Below are 22,347 nucleotides of genomic sequence, written 5' to 3'. Positions count from 1 at the left end.
CACGGATGAACGAAGAGACTGTAAATATTTAACTTGGTTATTTATTGGGAATCGGCTATGCTTATCGAATGCCGAATATCTCACCAATCGCTTTGCGCTGGGAGGCGCTGAACGAGACACTCAATGAGCGTCAGAGAAGATTGTTGCTCGGCGCAGAAGCCAAAGCACTCGGTCGAGGTGGCATAGCCGAGGTGGCAGCGGCCACTGGTGCATCCCGCACAACGGTAGCCGCCGGTATCAAGGAGCTCGGCTCGTTGAGAAGTATCGACGCGTCGGAAGAGTCTCGGTCCACGACGGCAACAGGGTCACGTCGACCGGGAGGTGGCCGCAAGCGACTCGAGACAACCGATGAGACCTTGGTTGCAGACCTTTTGGCTCTGGTCGAGCCGACCACGCGAGGTGACCCGGAGTCACCGTTGCGCTGGACATGCAAGAGTCTGCGCAATCTGGCCGATGAGCTCAAGACCAGACATCATCAGGTCAGCCATGTGGTGGTGGGCAATATATTGCGTAGCCAGAATTTTAGTCTGCAAGCAAACGCCAAGGTGCTCGAAGGCAACCAGAGTCCTGATCGAAACGCACAGTTTGAGCACATCAATGCAGCCGTGAAGATCGCACTGGATGCAAACGAACCGGTCATTTCGGTCGATACCAAAAAGAAGGAGCTGGTTGGGGCCTTCAAGAACGCGGGCCAGCGATGGCTGCCTAGAGGTCAACCCGATCAGGTCCAAGTTCATGACTTTGTCGACAAGGATCTGGGGCGCGCCAATCCGTACGGCGTTTATGACATAGGTGCTGATGAGGGTTGGGTCAGCGTGGGAACGGATCACGACACGTCGGCATTTGCCGTGCAAACTATCCGGCGCTGGTGGTTCTCGATGGGCCGAGCGCGCTATCCTGAAGCCAGCCGATTGACGATCACAGCAGATGGTGGTGGCAGCAATGGCCATCGGGTTCGGCTATGGAAGTATGAGTTGAGCCAGTTAGCCAGGGAACTGGGGCTCGAGATTCACGTGCATCACTTTCCTCCCGGGACCAGCAAATGGAACAAGATTGAACACCGCTTGTTCTCGTTCATCACCATGAACTGGCGCGCGCGCCCACTGATCAGTCACGAAGTCATTGTCAATCTGATCGCCAACACACGAACCCGTAGCGGCCTGTCGGTTAAGGCCGAGCTCGATACTGCCGCGTATCCGAAGGGAATTTCTGTCACTGACGCCCAAATGGCGACGATCAAGATCGATCGAAGCGATTTCCATGGCGAATGGAATTACTGCATACGACCCTAGTCATTCGACTATATTATTTGTTAACAGTCCCGAACCATTGAAATACCCAGCGAATCACCTTCCTATTGGCTGGTCTGGACCGCACCCTCAGTCGGTGCGCCCAGGTTCGCCAGATCGAGTAGTGACATGCCAGCACCTGTCGGTCAACCGACAAACCGTCCTTGTGCACGGCTGACAACCACGACCAGCGCTGTTAAAGGCATCAGATTGCCAGTCAGGCCAATGCACCGCTTGATCCCAACCATGGTCGAATGGACTTGCCGTTCAGGCGGTCCCCCAAAAACTGAATGAGGAACGAATTAAACAATCTCGATATCGAACGCTACGATCTGACGTTGCGACCGGGAGAACTCAACACCGATCTGATAGATCTGCTTGCCACTGGCCCGGTACTTGTCGGCGTATCGCTTTTCTTTGATCTGCGCGAGCGCCTGACCTGCGGGAGAGGTCTCGACCACTTTGAACTCAAACAGGTAGACGTTCTCGTCGAACTCGACAGTCATGTCGACTGACCCATAGTGGCTTGCGTCCTCTACTGTGATGGACAGGCCAAGGGCTGCGAAATGACTGTAAAAAATACTGGCGTAGTGTCCTTCGTAGCGAGCGATCGAATTGTTTCGATACCAGTCATGCGGCAGACCCGCATACAGTGACTGCAGGTGGGTTTTGAGTGCCTGAAAATCATTTCTTTTAAGGATATCCAGCAAAGCCAATTGATAGGTTTGCGCTTGACGATGAGAGATTCCAAGCACCGGCAACAACAGATCATTCAGGCTGCTTTCGACTTCCAGATTCGGGAACCCTAGCGTGTAAATCCGGTAACCGAGCATCGGCTCTTCAATGTATTTCACCGTGATGTAACCCGTCTGGAACAGTAACCCCTCGGTTGTGATGTCATCGACATCAAAACGCCCAAGAATCTGCGCCTTGGCCTGCAGAACATCCAGCCTGGGCGTAAAAACGCCACGTTTTCTGAGCAGATCGACCAGAAACGTCGGTGTGGCACTTTCAAACCAGTATGGCGCAAACTCCCGCTTCTGGAACAAAAGCAGTACATCAAACGGGTTGTAGACTGACACGACACCAGGATCACCCCAGCGGTAACCGTTATACCAGCGACGAATGGCGTCGCGGTCCAGTCCGCTCAGTTCCGGTGCAAAGACAGTGTCGACATCCTCGTCGGTGTAACCGCAGATCGTCGAAAACGGTGCATCCAGTGAGATGTCATTGAGATTGTTCAGGCCAGAGAACAGACTGATCTTGCTGAACTTTGAAACCCCGGTCAGCAAGACAAAACGCAAGTGCGGGTCTGCTTCTTTCAAAACACTGTAGATATTCTTGAGCCCCTCACGCAGCTCTCGCGCAGTATGCGAGTCGAGAATGTTATCCAGAATGGGTTTGTCATATTCATCGAGTAACAATCCCCCGGCAAAGCCGGGGGCCTTCATTTGTGAGCCGCTCAAAGCGGCTATCCGGAGACGCTAACGCGGCTCCGTGTCTTGTGCCACCGTTCGGTGGCCAGATTCAGAGCAGATTCAATTGCTCCAATCGAGAGTCCTCTTTTTCCTGGTCCTGGATGTAACGCCGAATGACCTCTTCGTCACGCCCAACCGTCGAAACAAAATACCCTCTGGCCCAAAAGTGCTGCCCGACAAAGTTTCGCCTCCTCTCTCCATACACCCGGGCAATGTGAATCGCACTTTTGCCCTTTATGTACCCAACCACCTGAGAGACCGCGTACTTTGGCGGAATTGCGATCAGCATGTGTACATGATCTGGCATCAGGTGACCCTCCAGAATCTCGCTCTCCCTACGACGGGCTAACTGCCTGAACACCTCACCCAGGTGCTTTCTCAAACTGACATACAACGTCTTTCTTCGACACTTGGGAATAAACACCACATGGTATTTGCACTCCCAACGGCTATGGCTTAGGCTTTCATACTCGTCCATCGTGAAACTCCTTTTCTCGAGTGTGCTTGGCGGCTCACTCGGATAGTTTCATCGATGGACTCCCCTAAATGTCAAACTTCTACTGCCACCCCGGCATAGCCGGGGGATTTCCCATGTTTGTTTAAAACGACCGTCGTTTGACCAAACTTCTCATGCGCATGACGAATCAGCATTGAGAACTCGCAAGACACCAGTTCCGTGCGCGAGTCGGCCAACCCCAGTTGGTGTCGCTGCGTATCCAGTTGGTGTCGGATGTGGGCATCCAGTTCTGATCGGCTTTTGATGACGCCGTCAGAGAAGCTCAAACGAACAACTGGGTGTCTGGTCTGCCAATCCCAGCGATCCTGGATGTGCAGCCCTTCAAAGAGTTCTCTCTTGCCCTCAAAGAGGCAACGCAAGGTATCAAGCAGCAGACTTTTTCCAGAACGTCTGGGACGGGACAACAAGTAATACTTGTTCTGGCGGACCAACCGGTCGATGATGGGCGTTTTATCGACGTAGTAGTATCCCCCCTCGCGGATATCGGAGAACGTTTGAATGCCAATCGGCAACCGAAGCCGTCTATCACTGACTGATGTACCGCTCAAACCTGATCCCGTTAAAAGAGACATTCCGGTTTTACCGAAAACCAGCACAAACCAGGAAAATCACTCGAAAACCTAAAACAGCCATCACCCCAGAAAACGCTTGTATTGCCGCAGTCTGAACACACGGCTCGCTAACCGTCAAAGACGACCAGCGCACGCTTCCAGCGTATACCCTGGAAGCGACTGGCATGTACCAGACACAGCCAGAGTTTACGCCGACCATACAGTTCCCGATACGAAGCCCGTCACATGCGCTGTCGCAGGAAATTTCGATAAGCAACGGGTGTCCACAAGACACAGGGACAGATACGATTGAACACACCCCGGAATCGGCTTCAGACCGATTCCGGGGTGTGTTCAAATGCTCAGTGGTAACCAGTGGTGATCAGCGTGGTGAAGTGACGCTGTGACAGCGACTTGTCAGCTCGGTAGCGACTGAAACTTCTGTCCGGCAAGTGGCAGACTGCGCACACGCTGGCCGATCAGTGTGGCAACAGCGTTCACCACGGCAGGTGGCACGCCAGGCAGGCCTGGCTCACCAATACCACCCATGGGCTGTGCACCGCTTTCGACGATCCGGACGTGCACGCGCGGCATCTGGGTCGGTCTCAGAATCGGATACGCCCCGAAATTCCTGGCAACCGGTTCACCGTTCTCGTAGACATAAGCCTCGACCAGCGTCTCGGACAGACCGAGTGCAACAGCCGAACGTACCTGATCCTCGATGGTCGACGGATTGACGATACGACCCGGATCGATGGCAACCCAGACATCATGGACGATCACTTCGCCCGCGGTATCGACACTGACTTCTGCAATCGTTGCCACCTCGGTTGCGAAGGCAGAGATGAGTGCAATGCCTCTGGCCCGTCTCGAACCGTCATCCGCCGTAAACACACCCGACTTCCAGCCACCACTTAGTTCTGCGACCGTCTCGACCAGGTGCTTCTGGCGAGGACTCTTTTCCAGCAGGGCAAGGCGAAACTCGTACGGATCATGACCGCCTGCGGCGGCGAGCTGATCCAGGAATGCCTCGTAGAAATAGTCGTTCATTGAGTGACCCACCGAGCGCCAGAATCCGATCACTGCGGGGATGTCGACTGGCACCTGGGAGACGCGACGGTGGGGAATGTCATACGGCTTGCGAACCATGCCTTCGACTGCGGACGAATCAACAGCATCTGGCTTGCGACCATATGCTCTCCCGATCGGGCCTTCGCCAACTGCTTCAATCTCAAGCGCCACTGGCATGCCTTCATCATTCAGACCCGCCTTGAACCGGGCCATACCCATCGGACGCAAGGCATCGCGTAAAAACTCCTGCTCGCGACTCCAGATAACCTTGACGGGCTTGCCCACCGCCTTGGCCAGCACGATTGCCTGAGAAAACGGATGTGCCGACGGATACAGAAAATGCCGTCCGAAGAAACCACCCAGAATGGGTGAGTGCAGAATCACCTGATCAGGCGAAACCCCGGCCACCTTGGCCGCTGTACCCTGAAACAGGTCAGGCATCTGGTTCGGCACCCAGAGCTCCAGTGTGCCGTCCGGGTTGAATCGGGCAATGGAAGACGGGGGCTCCATCTGTCCATGCGCCAGAAACGGAGCATTAAAGTTACCGTGAACAATCCGGCTCGCAGACGCCATTGCTTGCTTGACATCCCCCACCGACTCGCCCGTCACCCCGGGCCCTTTGGCGGCTTTGAGTGCCTCAAGCATGCTCTCAGACGAAAAGTTCGCGGGCATGGCGGGTTTGAGATCAGAACTGCCGTACTCCCACTCGATATCAAGCGACTCGACCGCCTTGCGGGCACGCCACCAGCGGTCAGCGACCACGGCCACTGCACCTGGCAGCTTGTGAATGGAGTGCACACCGGCCAAGCCACGCGCCCGATCTTCGTTCTTGATCGCACCTGGCTCACCGCCAAGCCGCGGTGCGTGCACCACTGCTGCCTGCAGCATGTCAGGCACACTGAGATCAATTGCGTACTGGGCCTTGCCCGTGGATTTGTCGTGCAGATCGATTCTCGGAACCGGCTTGCCAATCCATCGTCGCGATTTCTCGTCACGCAGCGAGACGTTTTCTGGAAGAGGCAGCTTGCTGGCCGCTTCGACCAGTTCGCCGTAGGGGATCGAACGGCCACTGCCTGACTCAACCACTCGTCCTGGCTCGGTCGAGAGGCGCCCCACGGGCACCGAAAACTTCTGCGAGGCGGCTTGCAGCAGCATCATCCGCGCGCTTGCCCCCAGGTGTCTCATCGTGTCATACGACGACCGAACCGACAGGCTGCCGCCCGTCAGGCGTCGACCGTTCACAATCAGAAACTGTGGGCCGGGCTCTGCGCAGATCACCGTAAAACTGGCCGGGTCGACATCGAGTTCTTCGCCCACCAACTGAGCCATGGCGGTGTTGATACCCTGGCCACCGTCAACAAAAGCACTGTGCAGCAAGACGGAACTGTCCGGACGTATCTCGATGAATGCCCAGGCATCCGTGCCGGGCCTGGCAGCGTCTGCCCCCTGAGCCCGGGCGAACTTGCCAGGCAGGATCGCGCCCAGCACCATCGCGCCAGCCGACGCGCCCAGGAACTGGCGCCGGGATACTTTCACATCGAGTTTGACAATAGAAGACTTGACTGAAGACCACTGAACGAGATCTTGACTGGAATCCATGGTGAGCTCCTTCATCAGGCCTGGGCCGCTTCGCGAACCGCGGCGGCAATGTCACTGTAGGTTCCACAACGGCACAGATTCGTCATAGCTGATTCGATCTGCTCATCCGTCGGGTTCGGGAACTGCTTGAGCAAGGCAGTTGCTGCCATCACCTGACCAGACTGGCAGTACCCGCATTGCGGAACCTGCTGCCTGATCCAGGCTTGCACAACTCGCTTGCCAACCGGATCGGACTCGATCTCCTCAATCGTCACCACCTCACGTCCTTGCACCGCCGAGACCGGCATGACACAGGATCGCTGGGCCTGACCATCGATCCAGACCGTACAGGCCCCGCACTGCGCAACACCACAACCATACTTGGTGCCCGTCATGCCCAGATCATCCCGGATGACCCATAAAAGCGGGGTATCGGCCTCGACCTCAACCTGCCTGCTCTGTCCGTTAATTTTTAGTTCCATCGTACTCTTCTCCAATGCCCGGAACAGTTAAGAGTGTCCCTGAACAAACCTGATCGATTCCTGACAAACTGCAGCGATCGACTTGCCGCCATCGTCACACAACTGCCTGGCCTGGTTCGCAAAACCGTCAGGTGGCCAGCACGGCCAAGACACTAACCCCAACGCACAATGACCATCACGCATCACTGATCGAATGCTTATAAAGCCGTTCATTGCCGTCGTTCATGCAGCAACAACCAACACAGCAGTAACCAACACAAGATACTAAAGCAATGTTTGCACAACAGACCAGATCCCCGGATGAATATCAGGTCCTGAACCTCCCCATGGCTAAAGTCAGGGGCTTGCGCTCACAGTTGGTCAAACAACGGGCTTTAGCGCTGAAAAATGTAACCCGCCGGATCATCTGCACAGATGGCCGCTCCGCACGTCAGCACATCAGACACCAGGTTGCCTGCCGACAACAATAGCAGCAGGACGATCAGCACTGTAGTCAGTACTGGCCTGGATGAGCCAGCATTGCCACGAGATGCGCCCCCATAGTCATTGTCAGCCTGATCAAGTTTGCGTCGATCGATGAACAGCATCACTGCGCTGAAAATGATGCTGGCAACAAACAACACAAACCCCCATGTGTACATGTGATAACCAAACACCGCGGATCCAAACCCTGGATCACCAGGCGCGATATGCAGAAGGATCTGGCGCACCGAGACGCTGGCACCGACAATCGACGACAAGATGACGATGGCGTAATGCACGGCCGATGCCCCAAACCTGACATTCATTGCAAATCCCAAGCCCACCAGCATCAAACCCACGCGTTGCAACATACACAACGGGCACGGAATTTCTCCTAACGCCAGCTGAAAGTAAAAACCTCCCAGCAAGGCAGTGCAGATACCGGCAAGCGCCAGGGAATTGAACCAGTACGAGATGCCAGCCTGGTGAGCGCTGGAGGAGCGAGCGCTGAACACAGTTTGCATAGTGTCTCCCTTTACAAGCTGATGTTCATGGGATCGTTCATGTGAAAATACATCGCCATGAGCATGCTCAGCAACGCCAGTACCCAGCTAGTCAACGCAGCAGGCCTGCGTCCGGTCAGTGTGGCCAGTACGGCCAGCACACCAAACAACAGAGAGGGAAAAATAATCATGAATGCTCGCTTGCAGTGAGTCGGTTGTTCGCGAGGTGCGAACACAGATACCAAGCGTTACATATCTCGCAAGTCACGTAAAGAGAAAACTGCTAGAGAAATGAGGGAAAGACGAACGAGAACAAACGAATCGGGCAGTGCTGGACGATTCGTAGCTCGAGTAAAAGTATGTCACCACGTCGTAGCAAGGCAGCAAGCGTCACTGAATACCGTCTGACACCATCAGTCAACTGGCAGAAGGTTGGGAATACACGGAGCCACGCTCGACGGCGACTTTGAGCCAGCAGTGCAACGAGCAGCCTCCCCAGCGCACTGACACGCACATTCAGTTGCTCTGTTTTGCATCGGGCGTTGGTGGGCGCGTGATCGTTCGTGTCCTGCTCGTCAATCGGGCCTGATCTACCTTCAACACCCCGGCGCAGCAGAACGCTGGTTCCCAGCTTCTTGGACCCCGCTCCGGCATCAGTTGCTACTCCCATTTTCGTGGACAGCATCAAATGCGCATCACGCCAATTGCTGCGCAAGAAGCCCCCATCCAGAAGCACGACTGGAAGGGGGCTGGTCGCCGTCGCACCTCGTTTCGTCTTGCAGCGGCACCTCGAACAATCGCACACGCAGCGCTGAAAAACGAAGGCGCGGACAAAGGCAAACGCGAGGACGTTTGCGATATCCGCGCTACCGTTGTCCGCCCTGAACGGCGGCGCTTGTCGCGAACAGGATCAGGTCATACTATCCGAAAGCGAGACGACTCTCAGTGAATCGAGGAGGGGTGCCTGGCCAGTGGTGTGACCTTGATCTGCATATACGGAAACAGAGGCAGATTGCTCAGCATGGTGTGCAGCTCGTCGTTGTCCCTGGCTTCGAAGACACTGTAGTTGGCGTACTCACCTACCACGCGCCAGATGTGCGGCCACTTGCCTTCTCGCTGCAGCTTCTGTGAGTATTCTTTCTCCTCGGCCTTGACGCGGGCAGCCTCATCAGCAGGAAGGCTTGCGGGTATGTTGACAATCATGTGAACCAGAAACAGCATGATGAACTCCTTTGGTTATCGGGAAGAACCGTATAGATCCCCCGGGACAGAATGAAATAAAACCGGGGCGCCAGTTGGCTGCAAGTCTGTCGCAAGAACGCTCGTAAAGACGGTCGTTAGCACAGCCCTCTGCGTTGCACACAGTGGCACCCGCTCACCCGCCTAGCGCCTCGATTTCTCGAGAAATGCCAGCACAGCGTCGTTGTAGTCTTTCGCCGCTTCAACATTGGAGATATGCGAGACTGGTAGTACCACCAGTTCCGAACCCGCAATCGCATCATGCATGGCCTGCCCGTCTGCCACGGTGGTGGCCGGATCAAACTCGCCGGCAATAATCAATGTCGGGTTGGTAATTCTCCCGAGGTGGGGACGCAGATCCGAACTGCCGAGTGCATCGCAGCAACTGGCGTAACCCTCGGGATCAGTGCTCGCAATCACGGCCTGCATCGCCTGGACCGCTTGCGGGTCTCTTTCCACAAACCCTTTTGTGAACCAGCGTCCGGGGGCTGTGCTGGCGAGTGTTTGCATGCCGTCCTTGCCGTTGGCACGAACCAGGTCGGCGCGCTCTTTCCAGGCTTCGGTGGTTCCAATCCTGGCTGCACTGTTACACACGATCAGCGCCTCGAAACGCGCCGCTGCGTGTATGCCCATCCAGAGCGCGGAATGACCACCCATGGACACCCCGCAAAACGATGCCTTCTCTATCTTGAGTGCATCCAGAATCGCCAGAGCATCCTCTCCAAGCCCGTCAAACGTATAGGGGCCTGGGGCGACCGGACTGCCTCCGTGGCCGCGGGTGTCATACCGGATCACGCGATAGTGTCTGGTGAAGGCCTCGATCTGCGGCTCCCACATCTCCAGAGTGGTGCCAAGTGAATTGCTCAGCATCAGTACGGGTGCGCTTGGCTCGCCCTGATCACATACCCGGAACTTTCCTTGGCGGGTGTCGAGCAGGTAGGGCTGCTGGGATTGGCTCATGCTTGTTCTCCTTGTTCGATAATGATGGCATACGGGCGAGCGCTTGTTTCTTTCACTGATCCCGCAACCTTCGCTGCCATCTTCCTTGACTGGCGTCCTGCTTGCAATCAGTTCTTGCACAAGACACGCCTCCCGCAGGAATGACGCGACTATTTCTGAACTCGCTGGATGCTCAATCCGGTCAAGGCCTCCAGGTCTTCATGACTGACGCCATCAATTGCGTCGATCAGCTTCAGTCCGTGCGGCGTGCAGGCAAACGTGGCGAGATCAGTGTAGACACGCTTGACACACGCCAGTCCCGTTAACGGATAGGTACACGCGTTCACCAGCTTGCTCTGGCCCTGTCTGGTTAGCAGGTCCATCATGACCCAAGTCTGCCTGGCTCCAATGGCCAGGTCCATGGCACCACCGACGGCCGGGATCGCCCCAGACTGACCTGTGCTCCAGTTCGCCAGATCACCTGTCTGCGAGACTTGAAACGCACCCAGCACGCAGATATCGAGATGACCGCCACGCATCATGGCAAAGCTGTCCGCATGATGGAAGTACGCCCCGCCCGCCAGCAAGGTGACAGGCTGCTTGCCCGCGTTGATGAGGTCATAGTCTTGCTCACCTTCTGCCGGAGCGGGCCCCATGCCCAGGATCCCGTTCTCGCTTTGCAGAATCACCTCGATATCGCGGGGAATGTGGTTGGCAACCAGCGTAGGCATGCCGATACCCAGATTGACGTAGGCACCATCATGAATGTCCTGGGCCACCCGACGTGCCATTTCGTCCCTGGTGCGACGACGGAGCTGATCGAGCCGAAGGCGGGTGTCGTCATGAGATGTCGCTGTCGGTAAGTTTTGAGTCAAGCTGATTCCTCTGATTGTGCGCGCAAAGATGGTCGGGGACGTTTGGCCCCGGTGATACTTGCCCGGTGATACTTGCCCGGTGATGCCTGACTGACGGGTTCTGGTCTGTCATTGTTGACCTGACCGGTTGTCCGTGGGCTCAGGAAGACGTTAGGCTTTGAACCCACCCGCCTGGGTCTTCACTCGGGGGACCTGAACAATTCTGTTCACGTGAATGCCCGGCGTCACCACCGCTTCGGGATCGATTGCACCAAGCTCCACCACATCAAACACGCTGGCAATGGTGGTCCGGGCAGCAGTGGCCATCACCGGACCGAAGTTGCGGGCAGCCTTGCGGTAGGTCAGATTGCCCCAACGATCGCCGCGTTCGGCCTTGATGAGTGCCACATCACCACGGATTGGTTCTTCAAAAACGTACCAGCGACCGTTGATCTGACGGGTTTCCTTGCCTTTGGCAAGCTCGGTTCCATACCCTGTCGGGCAAAAGAACCCGCCCAGCCCTGCGCCGGCGGCACGCAGCCGCTCGGCGAGGTTGCCCTGCGGCACCAGTTCGAGCTCGATTCGTCCACTGCGATACAAATCATCAAACACCCAGGAGTCTGCCTGCCGCGGAAAGCTGCAGATGATCTTGCGCACGCGACCTGTTTTTAACAGTGCAGCCAGGCCCTGGTCACCATTTCCGGCATTGTTGTTCACGACTGTCAGGTCACGCGCACCTTGCTCGATCAAGCCATCAATGAGCTCAAACGGAATGCCGGCCGTCCCGAACCCCCCGATGAGTACCGTAGAGCCATCCTGGATATCGTGTAGCGCCTGCGCAACGCTGGCAACTTGTTTATCGATCATGATTCGCGTTCCAGAAAAGTAGTGAGTGGCTCAACAGTGACCGCGCCCGATACGGCCTGAGAGCCCTGAATCAGAAGCGATGCAGATGCACGCAGATGGATGCAGAGGCGGTGTGCCGCTCTCAAATGATGAGGCATCCAAGGTCGCTGCTTTGCTGACATTGAAGCAATGATGCGGTAAGCAATGCTCGACAGTGCAGAGTTGAGAGGTCATGCTGAATCGACTGGCAGGGGGTGTCCGATCATTGACTCATCCAGACACCCTCACCTGCCGATCCAGGCTTCACAGCAAGTAGCACTTCCTCAGACCAGGCTACCTCAGGCAGATGCCCGGGCCCGTTCGACAACCTGATTGTCAACGCCATCGATCAGCGGGGTCAGATGGAAATCGAACTTGATCTCGGCAAACGGACCCTTCAGCCCGTGAGCCTTGATGCTCGCCTCGTCGGTGTGCTCGATCACAGGTGGAACCAGCCCTTCGCGAGTTGCAAACGCAAAGTCGTCGTTCACCAGCGGATCTCCATCGATGTTGATCTGCGTAGTGAGCTTGCGGTGTTCATCTGCTGACACGAAGAAATGGATGTGTGCCGGACGGTTACCGTGACGGCCCAGATGGTTGAGCAACTGCTGGGTCGGGCCATCGGGCGGACAGCCGTAACCCTTGGGCATGATGCTCTGAAACTTGTAGCGGCCCTCACCGTCTGTGATGATCGTGCGACGCATGTTGAAGGGCTGCTGCTCACCCGTGGGGTCAAAGTGCGAGTAGAACCCTTTGGTGTTGGCGTGCCAGACTTCAACCTGCGCGTTCGGTACCGGTTTGCCGTCCGAACCAAAGACCGTACCATGCATGATGAGAGTGTCACCATTGGTATCGCTGCCATCATCCAGACGTGCGAATCCGTGCTCGACCGGTGCACCAGCCACGTAAAGGGGGCCTTCAATGGTGCGAGGCGTTCCTTCCGGCTCACCAATGGACTGGTCTTCGGCATCCATACGCATGTCCAGGTACCGGTCAAAGCCCAGTCCGGGCGACAGCAGACCGGCTTCCTGGTTTGAACCGAGTCGGTTGATGTAGGCCACGGCAGCCCAGAACTCGTCAGGACTGACGTCGTACTCCTCAATGACCTTGAACAGATCGGACACGATGCGATGTACCAGTTCCTTCACGCGTGGGGTTCCACCGTCCTGGTTCAGGCCACTGGCCAGCTTCAGAAAATCCTGGACTTCCTGACTCTCAAAAATTTTGACACTCATGTTGCTCTCCTCTGGATCTCAAAATTAACCAGGCGTCTTTCGCACGGTTGCGAGACACCCCTTTGTTGATGTCGGATCGTCGACATCACGGTTTGACTACGTTTGCGAGCGACTCCACCCCATATGCCCGGGACCAGGCGTTCACTCAAAACCCTTTCCTGACACTGTTGCAACGTTCAAACAAATCCGGCCGCGTCAATTCATGTGTCAATTCATGTGTCAATTCACCTTGCGGGTGAAATGGCGCACTCGGTCTGTGTCTAGCTCAATACCAAGACCGGGCAGTGACGGCACCTGCAGCTCGAAGTCCTGATACTGCAACGGATTCACCAGGATTTCCTCTGTCAACAAAAGCGGCCCGAACAGCTCGGTTCCCCACTGCAACGACCTGAAGGTCGAGAACACATGGGCCGATGCCATGGTGCTGACGGCCGCCTCCAGCATGGTGCCGCCATACAGCTCGATATGTGCTGCATCGGCAATGGCTGCCACCTGCTGCGCTGCTCTCAACCCACCTGATTGTTCGATCTTGATCGCGAACACATCCGTACCACCCTGACTGGCAATTTCCATCGCCGATCGTGGACCTGTGAGAGACTCGTCGGCCATCACAGCAATCGGGAACCTGCCTTTGAGTCGCATCAGTGCCTGCGCGCTCGATACGGGTTGCTCAACCAGCTCACATCCCGCATCGGCGAGCGCGGGCAGACCTTGATTGGCCTGCAATTCGCTCCAGGCCATGTTCACGTCCACGCGCACGCTTGCCCGGTCTCCAAGCGCCTTCTTGATGGCTGCAACGTGTGCCACATCTTCTGCCACGCTGCGCTTGCCAATCTTGAGCTTGAAAATGTTGTGACGACGCTTGTCGAGCATCGTCTCGGCTTCTTCAATATCTCTGACTGTATCGCCAGAGGCCAGCGTCCAGGCCACTGGCAGACTGTCGCGCACCCGACCACCGAGCAGTTCAGAGACAGGCAACCCGACGCGCTTGCCCAGTGCGTCGTAGAGCGCTGTTTCAACCGCACACTTCGCAAACCGGTTGTCCCGGATGGCTGTATCGAGGCGTGCCATCAGTGCCGGCACACGATTGGCATCTGCACCAGCCAGACAGGGAGCGAAGTACGTATCGATCGCGAGCTTCATGCCCTCTGGAGACTCGGCACCGTAGGCGAGTCCACCAATTGTGGTGCCCTCTCCGATACCAACCGTCCCGTCCGAGCAATAGACGTGCAGCAGCATCAAAGTCTGACCGTTCATGGTCGCCATCGAGAGCTGGTGCGGGCGGATGGTCGGAAGGTCGACCAGAACGGTCTCGATGCGTTCGATCACAACCATGTCGCTCCAGCCTGTCCGTCTAGAAGTGTTCTGCATGACATCTCAATCTGAATTCGTTTCAACCTTGCAAGGCGATATGTTCGGTACGATCAAGGCATTCATTTGATGGGCGCTGAAGGCATGAAGCACTTCAGGCATATCTGGCGAATGGTGCTCTGGCCTGTAGCCGACTTTGTTTCCCTGCGTCTGACAAATTAGAAATCCAATTGCAATGAATGGCCAATATGAAATCAGTCACGATTGATACCAAAAAAGTATAATGACATCTACTTAGATACTGTAAATAATTAACTTGGTTATTTATTGGGAATCGGCTATGCTTATCGAATGCCGAATATCTCACCAATCGCTTTACGCTGGGAGGCGTTGAACGAGACACTCAATGAGCGTCAGAGAAGATTGTTGCTCGGCGCAGAAGCCAAAGCACTCGGTCGAGGTGGCATAGCCGAGGTAGCAGCGGCCACTGGTGCATCCCGCACAACGGTAGCCGCCGGTATCAAGGAGCTCGGCTCGTTGAGAAGTATCGACGCGTCGGAAGAGTCTCGGTCCACGACGGCAACAGGGTCACGTCGACCGGGTGGTGGCCGCAAGCGACTCGAGACAACCGATGAGACCTTGGTTGCAGACCTTTTGGCTCTGGTCGAGCTGACCACGCGAGGTGACCCGGAGTCACCGTTGCGCTGGACATGCAAGAGTCTGCGCAATCTGGCCGATGAGCTCAAGACCAGACATCATCAGGTCAGCCATGTGGTGGTGGGCAATATACTGCGTAGCCAGAATTTTAGTCTGCAAGCAAACGCCAAGGTGCTCGAAGGCAACCAGAGTCCTGATCGAAACGCACAGTTTGAGCACATCAATGCAGCCGTAAAGATCGCACTGGATGCAAACGAACCGGTCATTTCGGTCGATACCAAAAAGAAGGAGCTGGTTGGGGCCTTCAAGAATGCGGGCCAGCGATGGCTGCCTAGAGGTCAACCCGATCAGGTCCAGGTTCATGACTTTGTCGACAAGGATCTGGGGCGCGCCAATCCGTACGGCGTTTATGACATAGGTGCTGATGAGGGTTGGGTCAGCGTGGGAACGGATCACGACACGTCGGCATTTGCCGTGCAAACTATCCGGCGCTGGTGGTTCTCGATGGGCCGAGCGCGCTATCCTGAAGCCAGCCGATTGACGATCACAGCAGATGGTGGTGGCAGCAATGGCCATCGGGTTCGGCTATGGAAGTATGAGTTGAGCCAGTTAGCCAGGGAACTGGGGCTCGAGATTCACGTGCATCACTTTCCTCCCGGGACCAGCAAATGGAACAAGATTGAACACCGCTTGTTCTCGTTCATCACCATGAACTGGCGCGCGCGCCCACTGATCAGTCACGAAGTCATTGTCAATCTGATCGCCAACACACGAACCCGTAGCGGCCTGTCGGTTAAGGCCGAGCTCGATACTGCCGCGTATCCGAAGGGAATTTCTGTCACTGACGCCCAAATGGCGACGATCAAGATCGATCGAAGCGATTTCCATGGCGAATGGAATTACTGCATACGACCCTAGTCATTCGACTATATTATTTATTAACAGACTCTTAGATGAAGTATCAATAGCTTAAATTCGTCATTAGAATGAAACATATCGTTTACCCTAGGATAGAGTTACACATTCTCACAAACTGGCTATCGCTTGCATCCTGAACGCTGATGCGGGGCCTGTGGCAGCGAGTCCGGAACGACGTACAGAAGATTTCTGTCCGGGGGTATCTGAAGCTGAGTACCGCTGAGCACCTGCAGTGTATTGACCTTTGTTTGCCTGCAAGCGGGACCAGACGCCTGCACGGCAGACCCGCACGCTGCCTGTAGACGCTCATTGCTGCGCGTCGTACCTGCTATTTCGTAGTGAGTCATTTGGTGGATATCCAGTATGGATCTGAGACAAATCCGGTATTTTGTGGCGGTGGCCAATGCGCGTAGCTTCACTAAAGCATCTGCACAACTACACATTGCACAGCCCCCTTTGAGCAGACAGATACAGATGCTCGAACAGGAACTTGGAGTGCAACTGATCTCCCGGGAGAGTCGGCCACTCCAGCTCACTGAGGCGGGACGTGTTTTCTACGAACAGGGATTGCAGGTGCTGCACCGGGTTGAGCAGATGAAGGCGGCAACCATACAGGTCGGGCTGGGTCAGCGACAGCGACTTTCGATCGGGTTTGTGGCATCCACCCTTTATGAAGGACTTCCGATTCTGGTCCGAAAGATTCGCCAGCACTACCCGGAAACCGAATTCCAGTTCCTGGAGCTGACTTCGATTCAGCAAATTGCCGCGCTCAAGTCAGGTCGGATCGACATCGGTATCGGCCGCATCCGTCGCAACGATCGCCAGGTGTCACGAATCGTGCTGCGAGAGGAGCGACTGGTACTGGCGGTTTCTCCCACTTCATTGCTCGCTGCAGACTCGGGCCCAGTTGCTCTGGACGTCGTGCGCGATCAGGCCTTGATCGTCTATCCAAAGGAGCCTCGACCGAGCTTTGCGGATCACGTGCTCACCGCCCTGTTCGACCACGGCATTGAACCCCGGGAGATCCACGAGGTGGCTGAACTGCAAACCGCACTGGGACTGGTTGCAGCCGAGGTGGGCGTATGCCTGATTCCAGCCGCTGCAAAACTTCGAAGCGATCTGGTGTACCGCCTGATTGATGACGAGAAGGTCACCTCCCCTATCATTTTGAGTCACCGTGCCCACGACTCATCCTGGTACATCGATGCCTGCAAACGTTTTATCCAGGAGATCTATGCCGAACAGCCGCCATGGCTCAGCTTTGACCAGGCGAAAAAACCTGACAAGAGTGAAGCCTGAACCAGAACCGGGCAAACGCGTTTACGCGAGTAAAACACTGCATGCACGACATGCATTGCATGCGGATCGCCCGAGTCATTTCCATGACTGACAGCGATGCTTGCTGCTTGATTTCTCTGCGCGCAGGCAATGCAGGAAATATCCGGAAAATGGCCAGAATGAATTCCATCACCGGGACTCATGGTGTTTGAAAGCCTAGCGCTCTCTGAGCGCTTCGCGTACGTTCTCGAGCGGCCTGAAAATGTACTCCAGCACCGTCTTTTGCCCGGTCAGAATGTCCACGGTCGCAGTCATGCCAGGCTGCGGAACCATCCGCATCCCCGCCCGTTCAATGCCAGGATTGGTGATCTGCACCAGAATCTTGTAATGGCCCGGCTCGAAGTTGACTGAAGAGGACAAGGAGCTCGAAGCCATCTGGCTTTCTTCCATCACAATATCCGGACTGATCAGTTTGACGATACCGTCAAGTTCGCCGAATCGACGCGAGTCAAAGGCACTGAGTTTGACACGTGCAGGCTGACCCACGTCAACATACGCCACTTCGGATGGCAGGATGTATGCTTCAACCAGCATTTCATCATTCACAGGAACGATCTCCATGATGGTCGCACCCGAATCGACCACTGCACCGATCGTATGAAACCGGATATCCTTGACGATTCCGTCAGCAGGCGAGACAACTGTCGCTCGCTTGAAAGCTTCCTGGTGCGCCAGCAAGATTTCTGAAACCTGCTTAAGTTCGGAGTCCACCCGCACAAGCTCCGAACTGGCTTCGGCCAGATAGTTTGCCTTGAGTTCGGCGACCTGTCTTTGCAAAGTTGACTCTTCTCGACGTAGTCGCAACACTTCGACTTCCGAAATCACACCTTGCTTGACCAGAGGCGAGATCAGGTCGATCTCGCGCTGCAGGACCACGCGCGAATTCTCCAGCGCCTGAAGCTGGTCTTCAAGCGCTGTACGGCGTGTGTTGTAAGCCTGTTTTTCTCTTTGCACAAGAGACTTGTCTTCCTGCACGGTCTCGGGAAACTCCAGCTCGAGCCCGAATGCCTGGGCTCTTAGCCTGGCTTCCTGGGCCAGCAATGATCGCCATCTCTGTGTTGATTCCCGGTAAAGCGGCCCGACCCGGCTGTCGTCGAGTTCAAGCAGTACATCGCCCTGCTTGACATGCTGCCCTTCCTCGACATTGATCTTACGCAAAATACCCGCCTCAAGCACCTCCACCACCTGAGAGCGACTGCTCGGAATCACTTTGCCACTCGCCACTGTCACTTCGTCCAGTTCAAAGTACGCCGCCCATGCGAACGCCAGCACAAGCATCAATGACACCAGATAAACCAGATACCGCCCCCAGCGACCCACACCCTCGTCGCCATCTGTCCCTGTGTAGACAAAAGCGTCTTCCTGCGAGGCCGATGAATGTCGCCCATTCGCCTGCACACTCGCTTGATGATTCTGTCGTTTGCTCACGCTGGATTCACCGGATTCTGGTCTGTTGGAGGGGTTTGAGCAGTGCCGGGCTGGGCACGACGTCTCTTTGCGTTCTGGGCCAGCTCACGCAGAATGTCGTCGCGCGCGCCTTGTTTGACCACCTGACCGCCTCGCATGATCGCCAGCTGGCTGACCAGAGACAGCAACTGCGGACGGTGGGTGGCCACCACCAGCGTCCTTCCCGCAAGCCATTGCCCGAGCAAAGTAATGACTGCAGTCTCGGTGTCCTGATCGAGGTTGGCAGTCGGCTCGTCCATGAAGACATACACAGGGTCACGCAACATCATCCGGGCAATTGTCAGCAACTGGCGCTGCCCACCCGACAAACCGCCCCCGGACTCTGTCAGCGGCATATCCAGCCCTCTGGGATGTGACGCAACCAGTTTCTGCAGACCAAGCCTGGAGAGCACATCCCTGATGCGTTCATCAGTGATCCACGTGTCTGTCAGCACCAGATTGTCGCGCAACGTCCCCATGAACAACTGGGCATCCTGACCAACGTAGCCAAAGTGAGATCGCAGATGCGCGGGATCGATCTGCAACATGTCCAGATCGTCGACTTTGACACTGCCCGTGGTTGGTTGATACAGACCACTCAGAAGTCTTAGCAAAGTGCTCTTTCCGCACCCCACATGTCCAAGCAAAGCCAGGCGATCGCCTGGTTGCAGCTCAAGTTGAACTCCCTCGACCGCACTGGCCGGCGCACCCGGGTACTTGAATCCGAGATTCCCGGCTGACAATTTTCCTTCAAACTTCTCCGGAATGACATAGCGCTGGTCGTTATCGTGATCAGTGGGTCGTCGTATCAGCCCGTCAAGGGTGTCAAGCGCTGCTCGCGCCTGCTGATAGCGTGTGGCGAGCTGAACAATCTGACCAAGAGGCATGAGGGTACGGTTAACCAGAATGTTGCAGGCAATCAGGGCACCTAGTGAGAGCGCGTTGTCATGGATCAGGTACACCCCCATGACGATCACGGCAATCGATGAAAGTTGCTGCAGGGAAGTGGTCAAACCCGTCACCCACAGATTGATCCTTCTGATCTTGATGTAGGACTGCGAGGATGCCGCGTTGGATTTCTCCCAGCGTCTTTGCAGATAACCTTGCGCGTTGTGCGCCTTGAGCATCTCCATGTTGGTGACCGCTTCCACCAGCACACTCTGCTTTTCTCCCGCATGCCGCATATTTTCTCGCATGGCATGCACGAGTCTGGGTTGCACCACCAGCGAGAGAATCACGATGACAGGTAGAACCACCGCCGGGATGATGACAAGCGGACCACCAATCACCCAGACAAGTGCCAGGAACATGAAAATGAACGGCAGATCGGCGATGGTGACAAAGAGGGTAGAGGAGATGAACTCGCGCAACACGTCAAAATCGCGCATCGAACTCGAAAATATGCCCACTGACTGCGGTCTGGCATCGAGTCGTACCGCCATGATTTCTCGAAGCAGCGTTGCGTTGACCGCCAGATCGGCGCGCTTGCCTCCTTCGTCAACCAGTCGACCTTTGAGATGCCGCATCGCAAATTCAAGCAGCAATGCCACCACCACGCCGATCGTAAGCGTCCACAGCGACACATACGCCTGTGAGGGAATCACCCTGTTAAACACGTTCATTGTGAAGAACACAGTCGCCAGCGTCAGTACATTTGTCAGGACGCTCGCAACCATTGCGTCGTAATAAAAACGACGAAAGCGCCACATCGTTCCCCAGAACCAGTCAAACGCCTTTTTCTTGTCCGCCACAAGCTGCTGCTTGCCTGCTTTAGCTGGTCGCTTCACAATCAGCGTGTCGCCCGTGAGCAAAGCATCCAGTTCCTGGACGGCCATCTGGTACGACTTCATCCCTGAGTCGGCGAACAGCAAAGTCGCCTGACCGTCATTGACAGACTGCAGAACCACCGCTCTGCCATCGATCAATGGCGCAATGACAGGAAGCGCATAATTGGGGAATGCCGTGGCCTTTCGCCGGTTCCATATCGCCTGAAAACCGTTGCGTGCGGCAACCTCTGGCATAGAAGCCGCTGGAATGTGGCCTCGAGAGTCGAGTGCAAAACCCGAGCGCAACGCTGCCACCGGAACGGGGTGCTGCAAAAGGCTGGTCACCATCGCAAGACAGGCCAGTAACGGGTCGCTTTGTACGGGATCCTGATGCGGCTGCTCAGGAAAAGAATCATTCGCAATATTCACGGAGTCTGATAGGCTGTAGCGAGCCTGTTGAGGACGGCCAGCAATCTGGCCCGGGCAATGAGCTCCTCGAACCGGGCGTTATTGGCCTGGGACTCATACTGAAAAAGGTTGTCCTGGATGGTTAGAAGATCCAGCAATGATCTGCGACCCACCCGAAACTGTTGATCGTAGCCCACAACAAGTTTCCTGGCGGTCGCCACCTGACGGGTACCGACCTGGGCACGTTGCCGGGCAGAAACGAACTCTGCCCAGGTACTCAGTGCGTTCTCTCGCAAAACAATTCTCGCCTCCGTCATCCCCTGCTGCGCTGCCTCTAACCGTGACTGCGCACTTCGGGTGGAGCCGTAGGCAGCCCCGCCATCAAACAGGGGCACACTGAGGTTGAGTTGCGCAACATAGTCGCCCTGGCCCAGTCCCTGCGTTGTCTGCTTCTGGTAACTGAAGTTAACTGTCGGAGAAAAACCAGCCCTGGCCTCCCGGACAGTGGCCTTGGCCGCCTTGATTTCGGAAGTCTGCTGGGCAATCACAGGGTGGCTATCCGTGATTGCGCTCAGGGCCTGCTCACTCGACCCGGGAAAAGTGCCTTTGATCGTTTCATAACCTGTCGGTTTGGCGGGCAGACTTCCCATCAACATCCGGGTCAGCCGCAACGCAAAGATCTCATTGCGGGCCTGGCTATCTTGCAGAGCCAGTCGGGCGTTCTCCAGTCTGACCTGCGCCTGCTCGACATCGATCCGACGACCTTCGTCCGCCGCAGCAATACGTCCGATGTCGCGTCTGAGCCTTTCATGCGCAGCTACATTGCTCTTCGCAATCTGCACCAGTTCTCCGGTGCGCGCCCAGTTCAGGTATGTCTCGATGACAAGAAATGCTACTTCATCCCGATTGATACGTTGTTCGTGTCTGCGAGTGTCGAATGTTGCCTGCGCGCGTTCGACACCAGACTGAATACGCCATCCAGACCAGATATTGATATTGACCGCAGGAGACTGGATCCAGGTGTCATTCGGACCAAACGGTGTGGTCGGAACGTTGCTGTAAACACTGTTAGTGCCTTGCCAGCTGACTTGCGGAAAGTGCCCGCTCCTGGCCGTGACAATGTCGTAATCTGCTGCCTGCACTCGAGACTGTGCCGCCAGAATCGAGGGATACTGGGACAGTGCAATTGCAACAGCCTCTGACAGCGTCTGGGCGCTGGCCATGCTACTGGCACTTGCCATGCCACAGGCCAGCCAGAACATCATTGATGATGTGCGCATAAAGTATCGCTCACTCTTTAGAACAGCAATCGTACGAAGGTGATGACAAGACCAGCCGTAAAAATAGCAGTTTTGCTAACAGCACGTCATCACCCATCCGTGCACCCTGGTTTGTTCAGTGCGACACACTTTTTAAACCT

21 protein-coding genes are annotated in these 22,347 nt (G+C 55.9%); 4 read left to right on the top strand and 17 right to left on the bottom strand.

Going from position 1 to position 22,347, the window contains the following annotated elements; genetic code table 11:
- Positions 1-68 precede the first annotated feature (68 nt).
- Positions 69-1,292 (top strand): ISAzo13 family transposase, encoded by a 1,224-nt coding sequence (locus tag DBV39_RS01090; RefSeq protein ID WP_108619984.1) that lies wholly within the window; start codon positions 69-71, stop codon positions 1,290-1,292.
- A gap of 299 nt (positions 1,293-1,591) precedes the next feature.
- Here DBV39_RS01090 and DBV39_RS01085 read toward each other — a convergent pair whose 3' ends face one another.
- The 8 genes from DBV39_RS01085 to DBV39_RS01050 all read right to left on the bottom strand — a co-directional run bounded on the left by DBV39_RS01085 (position 1,592) and on the right by DBV39_RS01050 (position 8,616).
- A complete protein-coding gene (locus DBV39_RS01085) occupies positions 1,592-2,755 on the bottom strand; it encodes a PD-(D/E)XK nuclease domain-containing protein (RefSeq protein WP_227870750.1) in 1,164 nt (387 codons plus the stop codon).
- Between the two features lie 61 nt (positions 2,756-2,816).
- Complete coding sequence (tnpA, locus tag DBV39_RS01080; protein WP_108619982.1) at positions 2,817-3,245, bottom strand: IS200/IS605 family transposase; 429 nt, start codon at positions 3,243-3,245, stop codon at positions 2,817-2,819.
- Positions 3,246-3,316: 71 nt separating this feature from the next.
- Positions 3,317-3,880: an AAA family ATPase gene (locus tag DBV39_RS01075; RefSeq protein WP_227870749.1), complete on the bottom strand. Its 564-nt coding sequence runs from the start codon at positions 3,878-3,880 to the stop codon at positions 3,317-3,319.
- A gap of 372 nt (positions 3,881-4,252) precedes the next feature.
- Positions 4,253-6,505, bottom strand: coding sequence for a xanthine dehydrogenase family protein molybdopterin-binding subunit (locus tag DBV39_RS01065; RefSeq protein WP_108619980.1), 2,253 nt, complete (start codon positions 6,503-6,505; stop codon positions 4,253-4,255).
- Positions 6,506-6,519: 14 nt separating this feature from the next.
- Positions 6,520-6,966, bottom strand: a complete 447-nt coding sequence (locus tag DBV39_RS01060) for a (2Fe-2S)-binding protein (protein ID WP_108619979.1) — start codon at positions 6,964-6,966, stop codon at positions 6,520-6,522.
- A 374-nt stretch (positions 6,967-7,340) separates the two neighbouring features.
- Positions 7,341-7,952 carry a disulfide bond formation protein B gene (locus DBV39_RS01055; RefSeq protein ID WP_108619978.1) on the bottom strand — a complete coding sequence of 204 codons (612 nt, stop codon included), beginning with the start codon at positions 7,950-7,952 and terminating at the stop codon, positions 7,341-7,343.
- A gap of 11 nt (positions 7,953-7,963) precedes the next feature.
- Positions 7,964-8,122 carry a DUF5993 family protein gene (locus DBV39_RS19325; protein WP_159078714.1) on the bottom strand — a complete coding sequence of 53 codons (159 nt, stop codon included), beginning with the start codon at positions 8,120-8,122 and terminating at the stop codon, positions 7,964-7,966.
- Between the two features lie 92 nt (positions 8,123-8,214).
- On the bottom strand, positions 8,215-8,616 hold the full coding sequence (locus DBV39_RS01050; RefSeq protein ID WP_108619977.1) for a hypothetical protein: 402 nt from the start codon (positions 8,614-8,616) through the stop codon (positions 8,215-8,217).
- 3 nt (positions 8,617-8,619) lie between these two features.
- On the opposite strand from DBV39_RS01050, the gene DBV39_RS01045 reads away from it, so the two are divergent.
- Positions 8,620-8,880: a hypothetical protein gene (locus DBV39_RS01045; protein ID WP_108619976.1), complete on the top strand. Its 261-nt coding sequence runs from the start codon at positions 8,620-8,622 to the stop codon at positions 8,878-8,880.
- On the opposite strand, the gene catC is transcribed toward DBV39_RS01045, so the two are convergent.
- The 6 genes from catC to DBV39_RS01015 form a co-directional block, all read right to left on the bottom strand.
- Positions 8,874-9,152, bottom strand: a complete 279-nt coding sequence (catC, locus tag DBV39_RS01040) for a muconolactone Delta-isomerase (RefSeq protein ID WP_108619975.1) — start codon at positions 9,150-9,152, stop codon at positions 8,874-8,876. The two genes, DBV39_RS01045 and catC, sit on opposite strands and share 7 nt — an antisense overlap.
- A gap of 162 nt (positions 9,153-9,314) precedes the next feature.
- The gene (gene pcaD / locus DBV39_RS01035) at positions 9,315-10,130 is read right to left on the bottom strand and encodes a 3-oxoadipate enol-lactonase (RefSeq protein ID WP_108619974.1); all 816 of its coding nucleotides are present in this window, start codon (positions 10,128-10,130) and stop codon (positions 9,315-9,317) included.
- A 149-nt stretch (positions 10,131-10,279) separates the two neighbouring features.
- Positions 10,280-10,900: a 3-oxoacid CoA-transferase subunit B gene (locus DBV39_RS01030; protein ID WP_108619973.1), complete on the bottom strand. Its 621-nt coding sequence runs from the start codon at positions 10,898-10,900 to the stop codon at positions 10,280-10,282.
- 234 nt (positions 10,901-11,134) lie between these two features.
- On the bottom strand, positions 11,135-11,830 hold the full coding sequence (locus DBV39_RS01025) for a 3-oxoacid CoA-transferase subunit A (protein ID WP_108619972.1): 696 nt from the start codon (positions 11,828-11,830) through the stop codon (positions 11,135-11,137).
- Positions 11,831-12,147: 317 nt separating this feature from the next.
- Positions 12,148-13,083 (bottom strand): catechol 1,2-dioxygenase, encoded by a 936-nt coding sequence (catA, locus tag DBV39_RS01020; protein ID WP_108619971.1) that lies wholly within the window; start codon positions 13,081-13,083, stop codon positions 12,148-12,150.
- 219 nt (positions 13,084-13,302) lie between these two features.
- Entirely contained in the window at positions 13,303-14,454 is a 1,152-nt protein-coding gene (locus tag DBV39_RS01015; protein WP_322348734.1) for a muconate/chloromuconate family cycloisomerase, read from the bottom strand.
- Between the two features lie 291 nt (positions 14,455-14,745).
- Here DBV39_RS01015 and DBV39_RS01010 point away from each other — a divergent pair, with 291 nt between their 5' ends.
- The gene (locus DBV39_RS01010; protein ID WP_108619969.1) at positions 14,746-15,969 is read left to right on the top strand and encodes an ISAzo13 family transposase; all 1,224 of its coding nucleotides are present in this window, start codon (positions 14,746-14,748) and stop codon (positions 15,967-15,969) included.
- A gap of 363 nt (positions 15,970-16,332) precedes the next feature.
- Positions 16,333-17,268: a LysR family transcriptional regulator gene (locus DBV39_RS01000; RefSeq protein WP_108619967.1), complete on the top strand. Its 936-nt coding sequence runs from the start codon at positions 16,333-16,335 to the stop codon at positions 17,266-17,268.
- A 195-nt stretch (positions 17,269-17,463) separates the two neighbouring features.
- Here the strand turns inward: DBV39_RS01000 and DBV39_RS00995 are convergent, their stop codons facing one another.
- From DBV39_RS00995 to DBV39_RS00985, 3 genes are read right to left on the bottom strand one after another with little or no spacing between them, the layout of a single operon-like run.
- Complete coding sequence (locus tag DBV39_RS00995; RefSeq protein ID WP_159078713.1) at positions 17,464-18,735, bottom strand: HlyD family efflux transporter periplasmic adaptor subunit; 1,272 nt, start codon at positions 18,733-18,735, stop codon at positions 17,464-17,466.
- Positions 18,732-20,948 (bottom strand): type I secretion system permease/ATPase, encoded by a 2,217-nt coding sequence (locus tag DBV39_RS00990; RefSeq protein ID WP_108619965.1) that lies wholly within the window; start codon positions 20,946-20,948, stop codon positions 18,732-18,734. Before DBV39_RS00990 ends, DBV39_RS00995 begins: the two co-directional genes overlap by 4 nt.
- Positions 20,945-22,207 (bottom strand): TolC family protein, encoded by a 1,263-nt coding sequence (locus tag DBV39_RS00985; protein WP_108619964.1) that lies wholly within the window; start codon positions 22,205-22,207, stop codon positions 20,945-20,947. Before DBV39_RS00985 ends, DBV39_RS00990 begins: the two co-directional genes overlap by 4 nt.
- Positions 22,208-22,347: the final 140 nt, after the last annotated feature.

Origin of the sequence: Orrella marina, from assembly GCF_003058465.1 — a bacterium.
GTDB classification, from domain to species: Bacteria; Pseudomonadota; Gammaproteobacteria; order Burkholderiales; family Burkholderiaceae_B; genus Algicoccus; species Algicoccus marinus.
The sequence above is the reverse complement of the archived record's forward strand: the minus strand, read 5'-3'. Positions and strand labels throughout refer to the sequence as shown.